This is a genomic window from Dactylosporangium sp. NPDC048998 (assembly GCF_043197855.1).
GTDB lineage: Bacteria > Actinomycetota > Actinomycetes > Mycobacteriales > Micromonosporaceae > Dactylosporangium.
In genome coordinates this window covers 675,321-692,511 of the sequence record NZ_JBICTV010000001.1, presented here as the reverse complement: position 1 = coordinate 692,511, position 17,191 = coordinate 675,321, and the positions used below count along the sequence as shown (strand labels likewise).

Here is a 17,191-nt window from a genome sequence, read left to right as displayed (position 1 = left end):
GGTCATGGCCGGCTCCGCAGCGGGTTGAGGGTGAGGCCGCGCCGGCCGTCGGTCATGCCCGGCCCGCCCGCGCGGTCCAGCGCGCAGCCGTCGTGGGCGGCGGCCTGCGCCTCCAGCGCCGCGGCGTCCTCGCGGTGCGCGGCGGGGATGACGTACCGCTCGTCGTACTTCGCGATGGCCAGCAGCCGGTACATCGACTCCACCTGGGCGGCGGTCATCCCGATGCCGGCGAGCAGGTCCTCGGCGACGGTGCCGTCCAGGGAGCGGGCCCGCATGTAGGAGCGCATCACGGCCAGCTTCATCAGCACCCCGGCGGCGGCGTCGGCGTCGCCGGCGGTGAACAGCTCGGCCAGGTACTCGACCGGGATGCGCAGCTCGCGGATGGTGTGGAAGACGTCGTCGGCGTCGGTGTCGTCGCGACCCGCGGCGCCGGCGGCGTCCAGGACCGGCGACAGCGGCGGCACGTACCAGACCATCGGCAGCGTGCGGTACTCCGGGTGCAGCGGAAGGGCGATCTTGTACTCGGCGATCAGCCGCCACACCGGGGACCGCTGGGCCGCCTCGATCCACTCGGGCGGCATCCCGGCGTCCCGGGCGGCCTGCCGCACCGCGGGGTCCGCCGGGTCGAGGAACACGCCGCGCTGGGCGTCCAGCAGGTCACGCTCGTCCGGGACCGACGCCGCGGCCAGCACCGCGTCCTCGTCGTAGAGGACGATGCCCAGGTACCGCAGCCGGCCGACGCAGGTCTCCGAGCAGATGGTCGGCAGTCCCGCCTCGATCCGCGGGAAGCAGAGGGTGCACTTCTCCGCCTTGCCGGTGGCGTGGTTGACGTACACCTTCTTGTACGGGCACGCCGAGACGCACATCCGCCAGCCCCGGCAGCGGTCCTGATCGACCAGGACGATGCCGTCCTCGGCGCGCTTGTACATGGCGCCGGACGGGCACGCCGACACGCACGCCGGGTTGAGGCAGTGCTCGCAGATGCGCGGCAGGTGGAACATGAACGTCTTCTCGAACTCGAACTTGACCCTGGCCGCCGCCTCGGCCGGCATGCGGGCGATGTTCGGGTCCGCACCGGCGTGCTCGTGCGCACCGCCGAGGCTGTCCTCCCAGTTGGCGCCCCACGTGACGGCCATCGGTTCGCCCGTCAGCGCGGAGTGCGGGCGCTTGACCGGCGTGTCGCTCAGCCCGGCCGGCGCGTTGACCAGGATGTCCTTGTCGAAGATGGCGGGTTCGTAGTAGTCGTCGATGGACGGCAGGTCCGGGTTGGCGAACAGCCGGGTGAGCCGCTGCACACGCCCGCCCGAGCGCAGCCTGAGCCGCCCCTTGCCGTCCAGCTGCCAGCCGCCGTGCCAGCGGTCCTGGTCCTCGTAGTGCTTGGGGTAGCCGATGCCGGGCTTGGTCTCGACGTTGTTGAACCAGACGTACTCGGTGCCGTCGCGGTTGGTCCAGGTCTGCTTGCACGTCACCGAACAGGTGTGGCAGCCGATGCACTTGTCCAGGTTCATCACCATGGCGACCTGCGCGCGGATCCGCATCAGTACTCCACCTCCTGCGCACGGCGGCGGATCACGGTGATCTCGTCGCGCTGGCTGCCGATCGGGCCGTAGTAGTTGAAGGCGTAGGTGAACTGGGCGTGCCCGCCGGCCAGGTGGGTCGGCTTCACCAGCAGGCGGGTCATCGAGTTGTGGTAGCCGCCGCGGCGCTTGGACCGCTCCGCCTTGGGCACGTTCACCGTGCGCTCCGGCGAGTGGTACTGGAAGACGGTGCCCTCCGGCATCCGGTGGCTGACCACGGCCCGGGCCACCACGACGCCGTTGCGGTTGTGGGCCTCGATCCAGTCGTTGTCGCGCACGGCGATCTTGGCGGCGTCCTCGACGCTCATCCAGATCACCGGGCCGCCGCGGGACAGGGCCAGCATCAGCTCGTTGTCGTGGTACATCGAGTGGATCGACCACTTGGCGTGCGGGGTGAGGAACCGCACCGTCACACCGCCGTCGACCGGCTCGCCCGGCCGGCCGAAGTGGCGGGCCATGTTCAGCGGTGGCCGGAACGCGGGAAGCTGCTCGCCGAGCTCGGCCACCCAGTCGTGCTCGACGAAGAAGTGCTGCCGGCCGGTGAGGGTGTGCCATGGCTTGAGCCGCTCCACGTTGAGCGTGAACGGTGAGTAGCGCCGCCCACCCTTCTCCGAGCCCGACCACTCCGGGCTGGTGAACACCGGCTGCGGGGCGTCCTGGGTCTGCGGATACGTGACCCGGTCGTCCTCGTGGCCGGCGATCAGGTCGGCGAACGGCCTGCCGGTGCGCTGCTCCAGCGCCGCGAAGCCGGCCGCGGCCACCCGGCCGTTGGTCGTTCCGGACAGGGCCAGGATCGCCTCGCACATCCGGTCGGCGGTGGCCAGCGACGGCCGCCCGGCGAACGGGCCGTCGGTGATGACGCCGTTTCGGTGCCGCAGGTACTCCACCTCGGCGGTGACGTCTACGGTGATCGCCTTGGTGGTGGTGCCCAGCGTGTCCAGCAGCGGCCCGACGGCACGCATCTTCGCGCCGATCAGCGTGTAGTCCCGCTCGACCTCGATCAGCTTCGGCATGGTCCGTCCGGGCACCGGCGCGCACTCGCCGGCCTTCCAGTCGCGCACCCGCCCGTTCGGGGTGGCCAACTCGTCCGGGGTGTCGTGCTGCAGCGGCGCGGCCAGCACGTCGCGGCGCACCCCGAGGTGGGTGACCGCCAGCTCGCTGACCTTATCGGCCAGGGCCAGGAAGGTGTCGTAGTCGGTGTGCGCGTCGGCCGGCGGCGCGACGGCCGGGCTGAACGCGTGCACGAACGGGTGCATGTCGGTGGTCGAGATGTCGTGCTTCTCGTACCAGGTGGCGGCGGGCAGGACCATGTCGGCGTGCAGCCCGGTGTTGGTCATCCGGAAGTCCAGGGCGGTGAGCAGGTCGAGCTTGCCGACCGGCGCCTCCGCCCGCCACACGACGTCGCGCGGCCGGTGGTCCGGGTCGCACTCCTCGGCGGTCGCGGACGAGGAGACGCCGAGCAGGTGGCGCATGAAGTACTCGTTGCCCTTGCCGGACGAGCCGAGCAGGTTGGCCCGCCACAGCGTGAGGCAGCGGGGGAAGTTCGCCGGGTCGTCGGGGTCCTCGGCGACGGCGCGCAGGCGGCCCGCCCGCAGTTCCGCGACGACGTACTCCTGGACGGTGCGGCCGGCCGCGGCGGCCTCGTCGGTGAGGTCAAGCGGGTTGCGGTTGAACGCGGGGTGCCCCGGGCTCCAGCCCATGCGCTGGGCGGCCGCCACCGTGTCGGCGAAGGTCATGCCGGCGAACCGGCCGGTGCCCAGCGGCGACGACAGCTCGTCGGCCGGGACGCGCTCGTAGCGCCACTGGTCGGTGTGCAGGTACCAGAAGGGGGTGCTGGCCTGGTGCCGCATCGGCCGCTGCCAGTCGAAGGCGAACGACATGTGCTGCTGGCCGGTGATCGGCCGGGCCTTCTCCTGCCCGACGTAGTGCGCCCAGCCGCCGCCGTTGACGCCCTGGCAGCCGGTCAGGGTGACCAGCGAGATGAACGCTCGGTACGTCATGTCCGAGTGGAACCACTGGTTCGCCCCCGCGCCCAGGACGATCATGGACCGGCCCCCGCTGCGCTCGGCGTTGCGGGCGAACTCGCGGCCGATGCGGGCGGCGAGCGCGGCCGGCACGCCGGTGATGCGCTCCTGCCAGGCCGGGGTGTTCGGCGCGTCGGCGTCGTCGTAGCCGGTGGGCCACTGCCCCGGCAGGCCGTCGCGGCGGACCCCGTACTGCGCCATGACGAGGTCGAAGACCGAGGTGACGACGTGCTCCCCGACGCGGATCACCGGCACGCCGCGGCGCATGACGGCGCCGCCCTCGGTGTCCCCGACGTCGAAGCGGGCCAGGTCGATCTCGACCGCCTCGCCGGTCCGCCCGAAGAGGCCCAGCGCGGGAACCACGTCGCCGAGGTCCAGGTTCCAGCGGCCCGCACCGTCGTCGGCGTACCGGAAGCCCAGCGAGCCGTTCGGGACGACCAGTTCACCGGTGCGCTCGTCGACCAGGACGGTCTTGTGCGCTCCGTGGGCCTGGCCGGGATGGGTGTTGCCGAGGTCTTCGGCCGTCAGGAACCGGTCCGCCGCCCACCCACCGGCCGCGGTCTCCCGTAGCGTGATTAGAAAGGGCAGGTCGGTGTACGTGCGCGTGTAGTCGGCGAAGTACGGCACCTGCCGGTCGCGGAAGAACTCGGTCAGCACCACATGGCCCATCGCCATCGCCAGCGCGCCGTCCGTGCCGGGGTGCGGGGCAAGCCAGTCGTCGGCGAACTTGACGTTGTCGGCGTAGTCCGGGCTGACCGCGACCACCTTGGTGCCCTTGTAGCGGGCCTCGGCCAGGAAATGCGCGTCCGGGGTGCGGGTCACCGGGATGTTGGAGCCCCACATCATCAGGTACGTGGCGTTCCACCAGTCGCCGGCCTCCGGCACGTCGGTCTGGTCGCCCCAGATCTGCGGCGAGGCGATCGGCAGGTCGGCGTACCAGTCGTAGAAGCTCAGCAGCGTGCCGCCCAGCAGCGCGTGGTAGCGGGTGCCGGCGGCGAACGACGCCATCGACATCGCCGGGATGGGCGAGAACCCGACGACCCGGTCCGGCCCGTATGTCCTGGTGGTGTAGACGTGCGCGGCCGCCGTCATGCTGATCGCCTCGTCCCAGGTGGCACGGACGAAGCCGCCGCGGCCCCGCTGGGTCTTGTAGGCGCGCGCCTTCAGCGGGTTCTCGACGATGTCGGCCCACGCGAGCACGGGATCGCCGAGGCGCCCGAGCGCCTCGCGGAACATCTCGGCCAGGACGCCGCGCACGTACGGGTGCCGCACCCGCGAGGGCGAGTACTCGTACCAGGAGAAGGACGCTCCGCGGGGGCAGCCGCGGGGCTCGTAGTCGGGCGAGTCCGGGCCGGTCGTCGGGTAGTCGGTGGCCTGGTGCTCCCAGGTGATCAGCCCGTCCTTGACGAACACGTTCCAGGAGCAGGACCCGGTGCAGTTGACGCCGTGGGTGGAGCGGACGACCCGGTCGTACCGCCACCGATCGCGGTAGAAGGCCTCCCACTGCCCGCCGTCCACCTGGTGCAGGGTCCGGCCGTGGTCACCCACCGTCTCCCTGGTCAGGAAGCGACGAGCGGCCAGCAGAGGCGCCACGCCCGGCACCGTGTCCGTCGAGGGGGGAAGGGCGGCGTTCGGCGACGGGCGTGGCGGCACGGTTGATCACTCCTCGGCGCTGATCGGCGCGCTGCCACGCCGATGCGGCACACCCGGTGCCGCGTCACCCAGCGTCGTGCAGCCAAACCGGCGCGACATGTGCCGCCCGTCCCGAGGAGGTCGGGACCAAAGCCCCGCGGCGTTGCTGACCCTGGCCCTGCACGGGCTGTCATGATGGTCAGCTGGGCAGCATCTCCGGCCCGAAGACCTCGTAGGCGATCCGTTCGCCCGGCACCCCCCGCCGCAGCAGGCCGGCGCGCACGTGGCTCATGAACGGCAGCGGCCCGCACAGGTGCACGTCGGCGTCGGCCGGCACGGGGATGAGCGCGGGATCGACCAGGCCGGTGTCGACGCGGGCGAGCGTCGCCAGCGCCGCGTCGGGGCCGCCGTGCTCGTACCACAGGTGCATCCGCAGCCGCGGCAGGGCGCGGCGAAGCGCGGGCAGGTGCCGGCGCAGGGCATGGGTGGCACCGGTCCGGTCGGCGTGCACCAGCACGACCGGGCGTTCGGCGTCGCGCCGGGCCAGGTGGTGCAGCGCCGACATCGCCGGCGTGATGCCGATGCCGGCGCTGACCAGGACCAGCGGGCCGTCACCGGGCACGCTGCTGACGTCGCCGAACGGCGGGCTCAGGCGCAGCAGGTCACCGGCGGCGACCCGCCCGTACAGGAAGCTCGACACGGCCCCGTCGGGGGCGCCGGCCTGACCGCGCACCCGCTTGACGGTGATCTGCCACGTGGGCAGCCCCGGTGCGCCGGACAGGCTGTACTGGCGAATCTGCCGGCCCGCGCCGTCGCCGAGGTCGACGGCGACCGAGACGTACTGTCCCGGCACAAACTCGCCGGCCGGTGCGCCGTCGGCGGGGGCGACCGTGAAGGAGACGACGTCGTCGGTCTCCGGGGTGCGCTCGACGACCCGGAAGGCGCGCCACACCGCCGCGGGATCGTCCAGGCCGGCGGCGTGGTACAGCCGTGCCTCGCGGGCGATCAGCTCGCAGGCGAACAGCCAGTAGACCTCGTCCCAGGCGCGGGCGACCTCGTCGGTGACCGCCTCGCCGAGCACCTGCCCGACGGCGGCCAGCAGGTGCCGGCCGACGATCGGATACTGCGCGGGCGCGATGCCCAGCGACGCGTGCTTCTGGGCGATGCGCTCGACGACCGGCCCCCAGGGCACCGCGCCGTCGCCGATCAGGTGTCCGGCGTAACCCACGACGGCCGCGGCCAGGGCCTGGCGTTGCCGGCCGGTGGCCTGGTTGCCCCGGTTGAACAGGTCGAGCAGGTCGGGGTGGGCGGCGAACATCCGCGAGTAGAAGGCGCCGGTGATCGCTTCGCCATGCTCGCGCACGACCGGCAGGGTCGCGCGGACGATGGCGGCGGAAGAGGGGCTGAGCATGACTCTCCTTGTGTTGCCGTCCATGGTTTTTATGCCGTTTGCCGTTATAACGTTACCTACCATGGAAACACCGCGGAAAGGTCCCACCGGGGAGACGAACGACACCCCCCGCCACCGGGCGCTGGGCTCGGCGAGCCGGGCGACGATCATGCGGCTGGTCCGCGCCGGGCTGCCGGTGGCCGGCGGGCTCACCGCCGCCGAGGTGGCCGCCGCCACCGGGCAGCACCTGTCCACCACCCGCGCCCACCTGGACCGGCTGGTCGCGGCCGGGCTGCTGGTGAAGGCCCGGCCCAGCGGCGGCGCGCCGGGCCGCCCGGCCTGGCGCTACCGGGCCGCCAGCGTCCGCCGCGCCGCCGATCCCGCCCCGGCGCCGTACCGGACGCTGGCGGCCGCCCTGCTCGCGCACCTGGCTCCCGTCCGCGGCGACGTCCGCGAGGCGGCCGCCCGCGTGGGACGGGACTGGGGAAGGCAACTGGCCTCAGCTTCGACCCGGGCAGCCGCACCGCACGCCGACCCGGTCGACGCCGTCATCACGGTGCTGCGCGGCCTCGGCTTCGACCCGCGCCGGCAACCCGAGCCGGCCGGCGGCACCGGTGTCGAGGTGCGTCTGCGCGCCTGCCCATTGCTGGACCTGGTGGGACAGAACCCGGACGCGATGTGCGGCCTGCACGCCGGCGTGGTGCGCGGCGTGCTCGAGCACCACCGCGTCGGCGACAGCGCCGTCCTGGAGCCCTTCGGCGCCCCCGACGCGTGCGTCGTGCGCCTGTCCCCGGCCCGCCGCCGCGACTAGCGGCTCACGGCAGGAGGAGGTTCACATCCCCGAACTCGTGCCACAGATACCCGCACCGCACCGCCTCCGCATAGCAGTCGCGCAGCGTGTCCGGCTCCGCCACGGCCGCCAGGAGATCCAGGTGCGACGCCCGCGGCTCGTGGAAACCGGTCAGCAGCCCGTCCACCACCCGCACGCCCCGCGACCGCGTCACCACCAAGTCGGTGTAGCCCTCCCGCTCCGCGACCCGCCCCTCGGGCCCGGCGGCGCTCTCCAACGCCCGCACCGCCGTCGTGCCGACCGCGATGATCCGCCCGCCGGCCGCCCGGGCGTCGTTGACGACCCGCGCCGTCGTCGCCGGCACCGAGAACCACTCCGGGTACGGCCGCTCGTGCGCCTCCGGCGACGCCACCCCGGTGTGCAGCACCAGCGGCGCGAACTGCACCCCGGCGGCGACGAGCCGGGTGACGACGCGCTCGCTGAACGGCCGCGCGGCGCTGGGCATCTCCGCGCTCCCGGGCCGGTTCGCGAACACCGTCTGGTAGGCGGACAGCGGCCACCGCCGCCGCACGTACGGGTAGCGGATCGGCTGGCCGTACCGCTGCAAATATTCCGGGACGGGCAGCGCGGCCCGGACGGTGGCCGACCACAGGCGGCCCCGGGTGTAGGGCTCCTCGAGCGTCGCGGTGGCGCGGCCGGGCAGCGGCAGCACGCCGGCCCGCCCCGGCCGCGGCCGCAGGTCCCGCCCGCGCACCTCGACCGCCCACCGCCCGTCCGGCAGCAGCGTCGAGAAGTGCAGCCGCATCGGTACCCCCACCACCGGCACCGAGGCCGCGAGCGTCCCGGAAGTGTTGACCACGAGCACGTCCCCAGCCCGCAGCAACTCCGGCAGCTCGGTGAACCGGTGGTGCGACACCCCGGCCGAGGACCCGGCGAGCAGCCGCACCTCGTCCCGGGCGAGCCCGCGCGCCTCGGGCGGCTCGTGCGCCTCGAGCGCCGTCGGCAGCTCGAACTCGGGCACGACGGACACAGCACTCACAGCCGGACCCGCCCCGACGCGGGCCGGCGTGCGAGCAGGTCGAGGAACGCCGGGGTGACCGTGGACGGCAGCGGCCGGTCGCTGATGTCCTCGCCGGGGAACGCCTCGGCGTGCATCTGCGTGCGCAGGTCGCCGGGGTCGACCCACCAGACCCTCAGCTTGGGCTCCTCGGCGGCGAGCACGTTGCTCATCTGCTCCACGGCGGCCTTCGCCGCACCGTAGCCGCCCCAGCCGGGGTAGGCGCCGACGGCCGCGTCGGAGCTGACGTTGACGACGGCGCCGCCGTGGTCGCGCAGCGCCGGGAGCGCGAGCTGGGTCAGGGCGAGCGGCGCGAAGAGGTTGACCTCGAACACGCCGCGAAGCGCGTCGAGCGGGTAGCCGGCGAGCGCCGGCTGCGGGCTGGGCCCGAGGATGCCGGCGTTGTTGACGAGCAGGTCGAGGCGCCCGGTCTCCAGCGCCGTCTCGACGAGGAGCCCGCGGTGCCAGGAGTCGGTGACGTCGCCGGGGACGGGCACCACGCCGGGGATCTCGGCGGCGATGCCGGGTTGGAGGGTTCGCCCGTCGGCGACGATGATCCAGCCGGCGCCGGCGAGCGCCTCGGCGAGGGCCCGGCCGAGCCCGCGGGAGGCGCCGGTGACGATGGCCGTGGGCGCCGGTGCTGCTGGGCGGATGACGGTGTCGGACATGCTCCCGACGCTATGGAGCGCCCGGCCGCGTGCCATCGGCCCGCGGACCGGCAAGCGCCTAGGCCCTTGGTCGTAGGACCTTCAAGACCGAACCCCGGCATCGGTACCGTGGATTGCGTGGCCGGGTGCGATCGGGAGGAGCTGCGCGAGGTGAGCGCGGCGGTGTTGGCCGTCACCGCCCACCTCTCGGTGCGGGAGGTGCTGCAGACGATCGTCTCGGCGGCGCGGCGGCTGCTCGGCGCGCGGTACGCGGCGCTGGGCATCCCGGACGGCAACGGCTCGTTCCGCGAGTTCCTCGCCGACGGGCTCAGCGCCGAGCAGTGGCGGGCGATCGGCCCGATCCCGCGCCAGCACGGCCTGCTGGGGGCGATGCTGCGCGACCCGAGCCCGGTGCGCTCGACCGACATCCGCACGCATCCGCGGTTCGAGGGCTGGCCGGCGGCGCACCCGGAGATGGTCGACTTCCTCGGCATGCCCATTGTGGACGGTGCGGAGATCCTCGGCGAGCTGTTCCTGGCCAACAAGCAGGGCGGCGCGTTCGACGCCGGCGACGAGGAGCTGCTGAAGCTGCTGGCCGGGCACGCGGCGATCGCGATCGTCAACGCCCGCCTGTACGAGCGCAGCCGGGAACTGTCCATCGTGGAGGAACGGCAGCGCATCGCGCGGGAGCTGCACGACGCCGTGACGCAGAAGCTGTTCAGCCTGCGCCTGACCGCGGAGGCGGCGGCCGCGCTGGTGGAGCGCGACCCGGCGCGGGCGTCGGCGGAGCTGGACACGGTACGCCGGCTGGCGGCCGAGGCCACGGCGGAGCTGAAGTCGATCGTGGTGGGGCTGCGCCCGGTGGACCTGGCCGGCGACGGCCTGGCCGCGGCCCTGCAACGGCAGGCGGAGCTGCTGGACCGGGTGCACGCCGCGCGGGTGTCGTTCGCCGCGGACGCGGTGCCGCGGCTGGCGGCGTCGCGGGAGGAGGCGGCGTACCGGGTGGCGCAGGAGGCGCTGCACAACGCGCTGCGGCACGCGGGCGCCGCACACGTGGCCGTGGAGCTGCGCCGGGCCGGCCCGGGCGTGGTGCTGACGGTGTCGGACGACGGCCGCGGCTTCGACGTGCACGGCACCCCCGCGAACGGGGCGCCGCAGCCCCGCCTGGGCCTGGCGTCGATGCGGGAGCGGGCCCGGGCGGTCGGCGCGCGGCTGCTGGTGCGCTCGGGGGCGGGCGAGGGGACGGTCGTGACGCTGGAGGTGCCGGGTGCCTGACCGGATCCGGGTGCTCGTCGTGGACGATCATCCGGTGGTACGCCAAGGGTTGCGCACGTTCCTCGACCTGCAGGACGACATCGTCGTCGTGGGCGAGGCGCACGACAGCGCGTCGTGCGTGGCCGAGGCCCGCCGCACCGCGCCCGACGTGATCCTGCTGGACCTGCGCATGCCCGGCGGCGACGGCGTCGAGGCCCTGCGCGGGCTGCGCGCCGCCGCGCCGACGGCAACGGGCGCCGCCGCGGCCCGGCCCGGCGAGCCGGCGGCACCCGCTCCGGCCCGGGTGCTGGTGATCACGAGCTTCACCGACCCCGCGGCCGTCCTCCCCGCGGTCCGCGCCGGGGCCGCCGGCTACGTGTACAAGGACGTCGACCCGCCGGCCCTGGCCGCCGCGATCCGTGCCGTGCACGCGGGCCACGTCCTGCTGCACCCGGACGTGGCCCGCATGCTGGCCGACGGCGGCCCGGCGCCGGAGGCCACGCACCTGACGGCCCGGGAGCGCGAGGTGCTCGCCGAGGTGGCGCGGGGCCGCTCCAACCGGGAGATCGCCCGCGCCCTGGGCCTGGCCGAGAAGACGGTGAAGACGCACGTGAGCGCGATCCTGGCGAAGCTCGGCGTCCAGGACCGCACCCAGGCGGCCCTGTACGCGGTCCGCAGCGGCCTCGACCACCCCGACCACCCCGGCTGACCCGGCTGACCCAGCCCGGGGTGGCCGGGTCAGCCACCCGTCAGGCGGTCGCCCCGGTGAGCGCCTCGTCGAGGATCGCCAGCCCGCGCTCGATCTCCTCGTCGCTGCTGGTCAGCGGCGGCGCGATGCGGAACGTCCCGCCCATTCCCGGCAGCTGCACGACGTTCATGTGCAGCCCGAGCGCCAGGCACCGCCGGGTCACCTCGGCCCCGAGCCGGTCCGCGCCCGCCCGCGCGTCGTCGCCGTCGGTGAGCTCGAGCCCCTGCAGCAGCCCCCGCCCGCGCACGTCGCCGACGACGGCGTGCCGGTCCTTGAGCTCGAGCAGGCCGCGGCGCAGCTGGTCGCCGAGCTTGGCGGCGCGCTGGTCGAGGGCGTCACGCTCGAGGATGTCCAGGACCGTGTTGCCCACGGCGGCGGGCAGCGGATCGCTGACGTGCGTGGTGTAGAAGAGGAACCCCCGCTCGTGCGCCCGCTGCTCGATCGCCGCGGTCGTGACCACGGCGGCGAGCGGCAGCCCGGCGCCCAGCGTCTTGGACAGCGTGATGATGTCGGGGACGACGCCGTCGCGCTGGAACGCGTACCAGGTCCCGGTCCGGCACAGCCCGGTCTGCGCCTCGTCGAGGATGAGCAGCATGCCGCGCTCGCGGCACTTGCGCCGCAGCGCGGCGAGGTACCCCGGCGGCGGCTCGATCACCCCGCCGGAACTGAGGATCGGCTCGACCAGGCAGGCGGCGGGCGCGCCGACGGACTGGGCGTCGAACAGCTCGAAGGCGTAGTCGAGCTGCCGCCGCCAGTCCAGCGCGCCGTCGGGCGTGGTGAAGTCCGGCCGGTACGGGTTCGGCACCGGGATGGCGAAGTTCCCGGGCGCCGGGGGCCCGTACCCGCGCCGCCCCGCGCTGTAGGTGGCGCCGGCCGCCGCCTGGGTCATGCCGTGCCACGACCGCGCGAACGACACGATCTCGTGACCGCCGGTGACGAGCTTGGCCATGCGCACGGCGGCCTCGTTCGACTCGGCCCCGGTGGTGAGCAGCAGCACCTTGTCCAGTCGCGCCTGCTCGCCCGGCGCCTGCCCGCCGTCCGGGCCCCCCGCCGGATCCTCCTCGATCGCGTCCTGCGCGGCGGCGAGCGACTCCGCCAGCCGCCGGGACAGGTCCACCACCGGCCGGGACAGCATCCCGCTGAACAGGTGGTCCAGCTCCCCCACCTGCCGCCGCACGGTGGCCACGATCTCGGGGTGCGCGTGCCCGAGGATGGCGCTCATCTGCCCGGACGTGAAGTCGAGGATGCGCCGCCCGTCCTCGGTGTACACGTGGCTGCCCTCGGCCCGCGCGATGATCTCCGGCGTGAAGGCGCCGCCGTAGCGCACCACGTGACGATCGACGTCACTCCAGAAGTCCGTCATGCACCGACGGTACGGCCGGCCGCTGTCCGCCTCCAGCGCACGTTCCCGCACAGCTTGTACGGCACAATCGAACAATGCTCGACCCCTGGCGGCTGAAGCTGCTCGGCGACCTCGCCTCCCTGGGCACCGTGCGCGCCGTGGCCCAGGCCGCGCACCTGAGCCCGTCGACGGTCTCGCAGCAGCTGGCGGTCCTGGAGCGGGAGGCCGGCGCCCGGCTGTTCGAGCGGGCCGGCCGCCGCCTGCGCCTGACCGGGGCCGGCGAGGCGCTGGCCCGCCACGCCCGGGCGATCCTCGACCAGATGGACGCCGCCCGGGCGGAGGTGGCCGCGCTGGACGACACCGCCGGCGCCCGCGACGGCGGCGGCCGCGCGGGCGCGGAGCCGGCGGGCCGGGTCACGGTCGGCGCGTTCACCAGCGCGGCGAACACGTTCGTGCTGTCCGCGGTCCTGCTCCTGCGCCGGCGGTACCCCCGGCTGCGCGTCGACGTCTGGGAACTCGACCCGGTGGAGAGCGTCCCGGCCCTGCGCCGCGGCGAGTGCGACGTGGTGGTGACCGCGGACCTGTTCGACGGCTCCACCCCGGTCGGCGACGAGATCGTGCACACGGACCTGGCCACGGACCGCATCGTCCTGGTGACCGCGAACGCCCGCCCGCCCGCGGCACCGCACCCGCCGGCCCCGGCGCCGGTGGACCTGGCCGGCTACGCGGAGCGGGCGTGGTCGGCGGAGCGCCCCGGCAGCTGGACCCACGGCCTGATCACCCGCGCCTGCCGGCGCGCCGGCTTCGAGCCGGATCTGGGCGCCCTCTTCGGCTCGTACGGCCCGCTCCTCGCCCACGTCGAGGCCGGCCTCTCGGTGACGCTGCTGCCGGAGCTGGCCGTGGACCCGCGCTACGACGTGGCCGCGCACCCGCTCCGCGACCCCCTCGAACGCCGCATCACCGCCGCGGTCCGGGCGACGGCGGCGGCCCGCCCGTCGGTGGCCGCGGTGCTCGCCGCGCTCGCCGAGACGGCGGTCGAGTCACTCCCCGGATGAGGCGGCCCGCAGCTGGGCGAGCACCAGCGGGTCGATCGCGCCGTCCACGAGCCGCTCCTCGAGGTTCTCCACGCCCGCCCAGCCGGCCAGGTCGCCGTGGCCGAGGGCGGCCAGCCGGTCGCGGACCTCGTCGGCGAGCGCGCCCTCCAGGGGCAGCAGCGTGGCGGGGTCGGGCTTGCCGAAGTACAGCTCCCAAAGGCCGATGAGGCCCCCCATCCGGGTCACCGGATCCGGGTCGTCGTCGACGCGCAGGTCGACCTCGACGTCGCTCAGCCCGCCGTAGCCGGCGCCGCGGCGCACGACGAACAGGGCGGCGCTCTGCCGGCCGCGGCTGTCGCCGCCGGCGGCGTCCCCGGCGGCGAGGGCGGCGTGCAGCCGGCGGGCCAGCGGCAGGCCGGGGGCGGCGAGCCAGGCCCGCTCCATCTCGGCGACGACGGCGGGGCCGGCGAGGATGTTGCCCTGGATGGCGTACCCGTCGCCGGCGACGCCGCCGGCCCAGGCGAAGCACTCGCCGCCGGTGTAGGTGGCGCCGTCGCCGGCCGGGCCGACGACGCCGAGCTGGCGGGTGGCGCGGCCGGGGTCGGCGGCGGTGAGTCCGGCGACCACGTCGGCGGCGGCGGTGCCGGTGCGCAGCATGGCGAGGCCCTGGGTGCGGTACGCGAGGTTGGCGAACGCCTGCGTGGCCAGCGCCCCGACGCCGGCCTCGGCGGCCGGGACGGCGGCGCCGACGGCGAGGAACTTGCTGGCGACGGCGATGCCGATGGACTGGCCGTCGGCGGAGCGCCCGACGATCGAGAACGTCATGGGCAACACCGTAGTGCAATGTTTCAGTCTGAAAGTACTCCCGGTGGCTGGGACAAGCAGACGAACGGGCCGCGGACGCCGGCGCTGAAGCGTTCGGCGGCGCGCAGGGCGATCTCGACGCGCCGCTGCGGGGCCATGCGGGACTGGGCGGTGGCGAAGAGGGCGCCGAGGGCGATCTCGTCGCCGACCCCGACGGCGGCGTACCCGTCGGCGGCCTCGGCAACCTGGTAGTCGTCGTGGACGGTGAAGAGCCGGCCCTTGACCCCCACGAGGAACGTGCCGCCCTCCTCGCGCTCGCTGTCGCGGCGGGCCCAGCCGCCGGCCTTGAGGCACTCGCGGACGGCGTCGATGAACCGGGTTGCCATGAAGCGTTCGATGTCGCCGACGGGCCTCGGGGGTTTGAGCGAGTACCGGATGAGCTGCCCCATCCGGAACGACGTGGTGAAGCCGAACAGGTACCCGTTGTTGTGGAAGACCTTGCTGTCGGCCCGGACGGTGAGGCTCCAGCCGGACGCGCCGGCGCTGTCGCCGCCGACATACACGGTGCCCTGGTGCACGAGACCCACGATGGCGGTCACCGCGCGTCACCGCCGCGGGCGTGCCGGGCGAGGCCGCCGACCATGAGGTCGATGGCGAAGGCGAACCGCTCGTCGCCGCTGCCCTCGATCATCATGGGGGCCATGGCGACGAGGTTGGGGAACTCGTCGGCGGGCAGGCCGGCGAGGTAGTCGCGGACCTGGGCGAGGTACGGCGCGGCGTCGGCCTCGGTGGCCCGGCCGCGCTCGGCGTGGATCGCGGTCTCGACGGCGTCGGCGACGATGACGAGCGACAACTGGTCCATGCCCCAGGCGGCGATCCGGTCGGGGACGCCGGCGCCACGCAGGACGGCGAGCAACGCCTCGGTGTACCGCAGCGCGTTGGGGCCCAGCGGCAGGTTGGCCCGGGCGACCTTGACGAGGTCGCGGTGGGCGCAGAAGACGGCGCGGCTGGCGTAGCAGCTGCGCTTGACCTCGGCGACCCAGTCGGGCGCGGCCGGCGACGGCAGCGGGATCTCGCCCACGACCCGGTCGAGCAGCTGCTCGAGCAGCTCGTCCTTGTTGGCGAAGTACGCATACAGCGAAGCCGCGCCGGTGCCGAGCTCCTGGGCGACGCGCCGCATGCTCAGCGCGTCGAGGCCGTCCCGGTCGACGATGCGCAGGGCGGTGCTCAGCACCGCCTCCGCGCTCAGGGGCTGGCGGGCGGCCGGTGTCTTCTTCGGCGCCCGCCATGGTGGGGCGGGGATGGCGGCTGCGGGCACCCGGCAATATTACTTGACACGAACAGTGTTCGAAACTAGAACGATGTTCGTGAACAACGAACACCGTTCGAAGCCCGATCCCTATCGCTGGAGATGGGCCGTCCTCGCCGTCGTGCTCGCCGCCGAGGTGATGGACCTCCTCGACGCCACGATCATCGCCATCGCCGGCCCGTCCATCCGCGCCGACCTCGGCGGCGGCACCGCGTTCCTGCAGTGGCTCGCCGCCGGCTACACCCTCGCGTTCGCCGTCGGCCTCGTCACCGGCGGCCGCCTCGGCGACGTCTTCGGCCGCCGGCGCATGTTCCTGGCCGGCGCCGCCGGGTTCACCCTCATGTCGCTGCTGTGCGCGGTCGCCCCCGGCCCGGCCTGGATGGTCGCGTTCCGCGTGCTGCAGGGCCTGTCCGGCGCCGTGCTCATCCCGCAGGGCCTCGGCCTGATCAAGGCCGCGTTCCCGCCCGAGCGGATCGGCGCCGCGTTCGGCGCGTTCGGCCCCGTCATGGGCCTGTCCGCCGTCTGCGGGCCGATCCTCGCCGGGGTGCTCGTCGGCGCCGACCTGTTCGGCACCGGCTGGCGGATGATCTTCCTGATCAACCTGCCGGTGGGCCTGGCCGCGCTGGCCGGGGCCGCGCTGGTGCTGCCCCGCCCCGCCGAGCGCGACGCCGCGCCGCGCCTGGACCTGCCCGGCACCGCGCTGCTCGGCGCGGCGGTGCTGCTGCTCGTCTTCCCCCTCGTGCAAGGGCGCGAGCTCGGCTGGCCGTGGTGGTGCTGGGCGGCGATGATCGCGTCCCTGCCGGCCTTCGCGCTGTTCCAGCGCTACGAGCGCCGCCGCCTGCGGGCCGGGCGCAGCACCTTGGTGGAGCCGTCCCTGCTGGCCAAGCGCCGCTTCAACGCGGGTCTCCTGGTCGGGCTGATCTTCTTCGCCGGGCTCATGGGCCTGACCCTCATCCTCAGCGTGTACCTCCAGCTCGGCCTCGGCTACTCCCCGCTGCGCGCCGGCCTCGCCCAGGCGCCGTGGGCGTTCGGCACCGCCCTGGGCGCCGTCGCCGCGCAGGCCCTCGGCGCCCGGTTCGGCGGCCGGGCGCTGCTCGTCGGCGGTACCGCGGTCGTCGGCCTCGGCGCCGCCGGGCTGCTGGCCACCCTCGCCGCCACCGGCGGGACCGGTCTCGGCACGCCGTGGCCGCTGGTGCCGGCCCTGCTCGTGCTCGGCGCCGGCATGGGCGCGTCGATGGCGCCGTACTTCGACCTCGTCCTCGCCGCCGTCGACGAGCACGAGGTCGGCTCCGCATCCGGCACCCTCACCGCCGCGCAGCAGATCGGCGGCGCGGTCGGCGTCGCCGTGCTCGGCACCGCGTTCTTCTCGTGGCTCGGCACCGGCGGCGGGTTCACCGGCTCGCTGGAGCGCGTGCTGTGGCTCGAGCTCGGCCTGCTCGCACTCGCCGGCGGGCTCGCGTTCCTGCTGCCGGCCCGGGCGAGCGGGCCGGCCCGCGAGGAGCCGGAGCCGCCGCACGGGACGCCCGGGGCCGGTGGGGCTCCCGCGGCCACAGTTACGGGTTAGACCCTGGCCCGGGCGGGAA

At 74.5% G+C, this 17,191-nt stretch carries 14 protein-coding genes; 5 read left to right on the top strand and 9 right to left on the bottom strand.

Annotation, left to right across the window (positions count from 1 at the left end):
• Window positions 1–2: 2 nt before the first annotated feature.
• The 3 genes from narH to ACGFI8_RS03225 all read right to left on the bottom strand — a co-directional run bounded on the left by narH (window position 3) and on the right by ACGFI8_RS03225 (window position 6,644).
• A complete protein-coding gene (gene narH / locus ACGFI8_RS03235; protein WP_392799185.1) occupies window positions 3–1,538 on the bottom strand; it encodes a nitrate reductase subunit beta in 1,536 nt (511 codons plus the stop codon).
• Complete coding sequence (locus tag ACGFI8_RS03230) at window positions 1,538–5,185, bottom strand: nitrate reductase subunit alpha (RefSeq protein WP_392799658.1); 3,648 nt, start codon at window positions 5,183–5,185, stop codon at window positions 1,538–1,540. The genes narH and ACGFI8_RS03230 overlap by 1 nt, the downstream gene beginning before the upstream one ends.
• 247 nt (window positions 5,186–5,432) lie before the next feature.
• Window positions 5,433–6,644, bottom strand: a complete 1,212-nt coding sequence (locus ACGFI8_RS03225) for a globin domain-containing protein (RefSeq protein WP_392799182.1) — start codon at window positions 6,642–6,644, stop codon at window positions 5,433–5,435.
• Between the two features lie 61 nt (window positions 6,645–6,705).
• On the opposite strand from ACGFI8_RS03225, the gene ACGFI8_RS03220 reads away from it, so the two are divergent.
• Entirely contained in the window at window positions 6,706–7,434 is a 729-nt protein-coding gene (locus ACGFI8_RS03220; protein WP_392799180.1) for a helix-turn-helix transcriptional regulator, read from the top strand.
• Window positions 7,435–7,438: 4 nt separating this feature from the next.
• Here ACGFI8_RS03220 and ACGFI8_RS03215 read toward each other — a convergent pair whose 3' ends face one another.
• Together ACGFI8_RS03215 and ACGFI8_RS03210 are read right to left on the bottom strand one after the other, a co-directional pair.
• Window positions 7,439–8,434, bottom strand: a complete 996-nt coding sequence (locus tag ACGFI8_RS03215) for an S-adenosylmethionine:tRNA ribosyltransferase-isomerase (RefSeq protein WP_392799178.1) — start codon at window positions 8,432–8,434, stop codon at window positions 7,439–7,441.
• A 14-nt stretch (window positions 8,435–8,448) separates the two neighbouring features.
• Window positions 8,449–9,138, bottom strand: a complete 690-nt coding sequence (locus ACGFI8_RS03210) for an SDR family NAD(P)-dependent oxidoreductase (RefSeq protein WP_392799176.1) — start codon at window positions 9,136–9,138, stop codon at window positions 8,449–8,451.
• A gap of 117 nt (window positions 9,139–9,255) precedes the next feature.
• On the opposite strand from ACGFI8_RS03210, the gene ACGFI8_RS03205 reads away from it, so the two are divergent.
• Together ACGFI8_RS03205 and ACGFI8_RS03200 are read left to right on the top strand one after the other, a co-directional pair.
• Window positions 9,256–10,392 (top strand): GAF domain-containing sensor histidine kinase, encoded by a 1,137-nt coding sequence (locus ACGFI8_RS03205; protein ID WP_392799174.1) that lies wholly within the window; start codon window positions 9,256–9,258, stop codon window positions 10,390–10,392.
• Window positions 10,385–11,080: a response regulator gene (locus ACGFI8_RS03200; protein ID WP_392799171.1), complete on the top strand. Its 696-nt coding sequence runs from the start codon at window positions 10,385–10,387 to the stop codon at window positions 11,078–11,080. The genes ACGFI8_RS03205 and ACGFI8_RS03200 overlap by 8 nt, the downstream gene beginning before the upstream one ends.
• Before the next feature lie 40 nt (window positions 11,081–11,120).
• On the opposite strand, the gene ACGFI8_RS03195 is transcribed toward ACGFI8_RS03200, so the two are convergent.
• Window positions 11,121–12,482, bottom strand: a complete 1,362-nt coding sequence (locus tag ACGFI8_RS03195) for an aspartate aminotransferase family protein (RefSeq protein WP_392799169.1) — start codon at window positions 12,480–12,482, stop codon at window positions 11,121–11,123.
• Between the two features lie 74 nt (window positions 12,483–12,556).
• Here ACGFI8_RS03195 and ACGFI8_RS03190 point away from each other — a divergent pair, with 74 nt between their 5' ends.
• A complete protein-coding gene (locus ACGFI8_RS03190; RefSeq protein ID WP_392799167.1) occupies window positions 12,557–13,516 on the top strand; it encodes a LysR family transcriptional regulator in 960 nt (319 codons plus the stop codon).
• On the opposite strand, the gene ACGFI8_RS03185 is transcribed toward ACGFI8_RS03190, so the two are convergent.
• From ACGFI8_RS03185 to ACGFI8_RS03175, 3 genes are read right to left on the bottom strand one after another with little or no spacing between them, the layout of a single operon-like run.
• Window positions 13,502–14,320 carry a DUF1028 domain-containing protein gene (locus ACGFI8_RS03185; protein ID WP_392799164.1) on the bottom strand — a complete coding sequence of 273 codons (819 nt, stop codon included), beginning with the start codon at window positions 14,318–14,320 and terminating at the stop codon, window positions 13,502–13,504. The two genes, ACGFI8_RS03190 and ACGFI8_RS03185, sit on opposite strands and share 15 nt — an antisense overlap.
• 23 nt (window positions 14,321–14,343) lie before the next feature.
• Window positions 14,344–14,898, bottom strand: coding sequence for a hypothetical protein (locus ACGFI8_RS03180; protein WP_392799161.1), 555 nt, complete (start codon window positions 14,896–14,898; stop codon window positions 14,344–14,346).
• Entirely contained in the window at window positions 14,895–15,617 is a 723-nt protein-coding gene (locus ACGFI8_RS03175) for a TetR/AcrR family transcriptional regulator (protein WP_392799158.1), read from the bottom strand. Before ACGFI8_RS03175 ends, ACGFI8_RS03180 begins: the two co-directional genes overlap by 4 nt.
• Before the next feature lie 49 nt (window positions 15,618–15,666).
• Here ACGFI8_RS03175 and ACGFI8_RS03170 point away from each other — a divergent pair, with 49 nt between their 5' ends.
• A complete protein-coding gene (locus tag ACGFI8_RS03170; protein ID WP_392799155.1) occupies window positions 15,667–17,172 on the top strand; it encodes an MFS transporter in 1,506 nt (501 codons plus the stop codon).
• Window positions 17,173–17,191: the final 19 nt, after the last annotated feature.

Excerpts from the sequence above, each read along its gene's own strand:
- ACGFI8_RS03220 (WP_392799180.1), top strand. The coding sequence starts at position 6,706 with ATGGAAACACCGCGGAAAGGTCCCACCGGGGAGACGAACGACACCCCC.
- ACGFI8_RS03210 (WP_392799176.1), bottom strand. The coding sequence starts at position 9,138 with ATGTCCGACACCGTCATCCGCCCAGCAGCACCGGCGCCCACGGCCATC.
- ACGFI8_RS03195 (WP_392799169.1), bottom strand. The coding sequence starts at position 12,482 with ATGACGGACTTCTGGAGTGACGTCGATCGTCACGTGGTGCGCTACGGC.
- ACGFI8_RS03185 (WP_392799164.1), bottom strand. The coding sequence starts at position 14,320 with ATGACGTTCTCGATCGTCGGGCGCTCCGCCGACGGCCAGTCCATCGGC.
- ACGFI8_RS03190 (WP_392799167.1), top strand. The coding sequence starts at position 12,557 with ATGCTCGACCCCTGGCGGCTGAAGCTGCTCGGCGACCTCGCCTCCCTG.
- ACGFI8_RS03225 (WP_392799182.1), bottom strand. The coding sequence starts at position 6,644 with ATGCTCAGCCCCTCTTCCGCCGCCATCGTCCGCGCGACCCTGCCGGTC.
- narH (WP_392799185.1), bottom strand. The coding sequence starts at position 1,538 with ATGCGGATCCGCGCGCAGGTCGCCATGGTGATGAACCTGGACAAGTGC.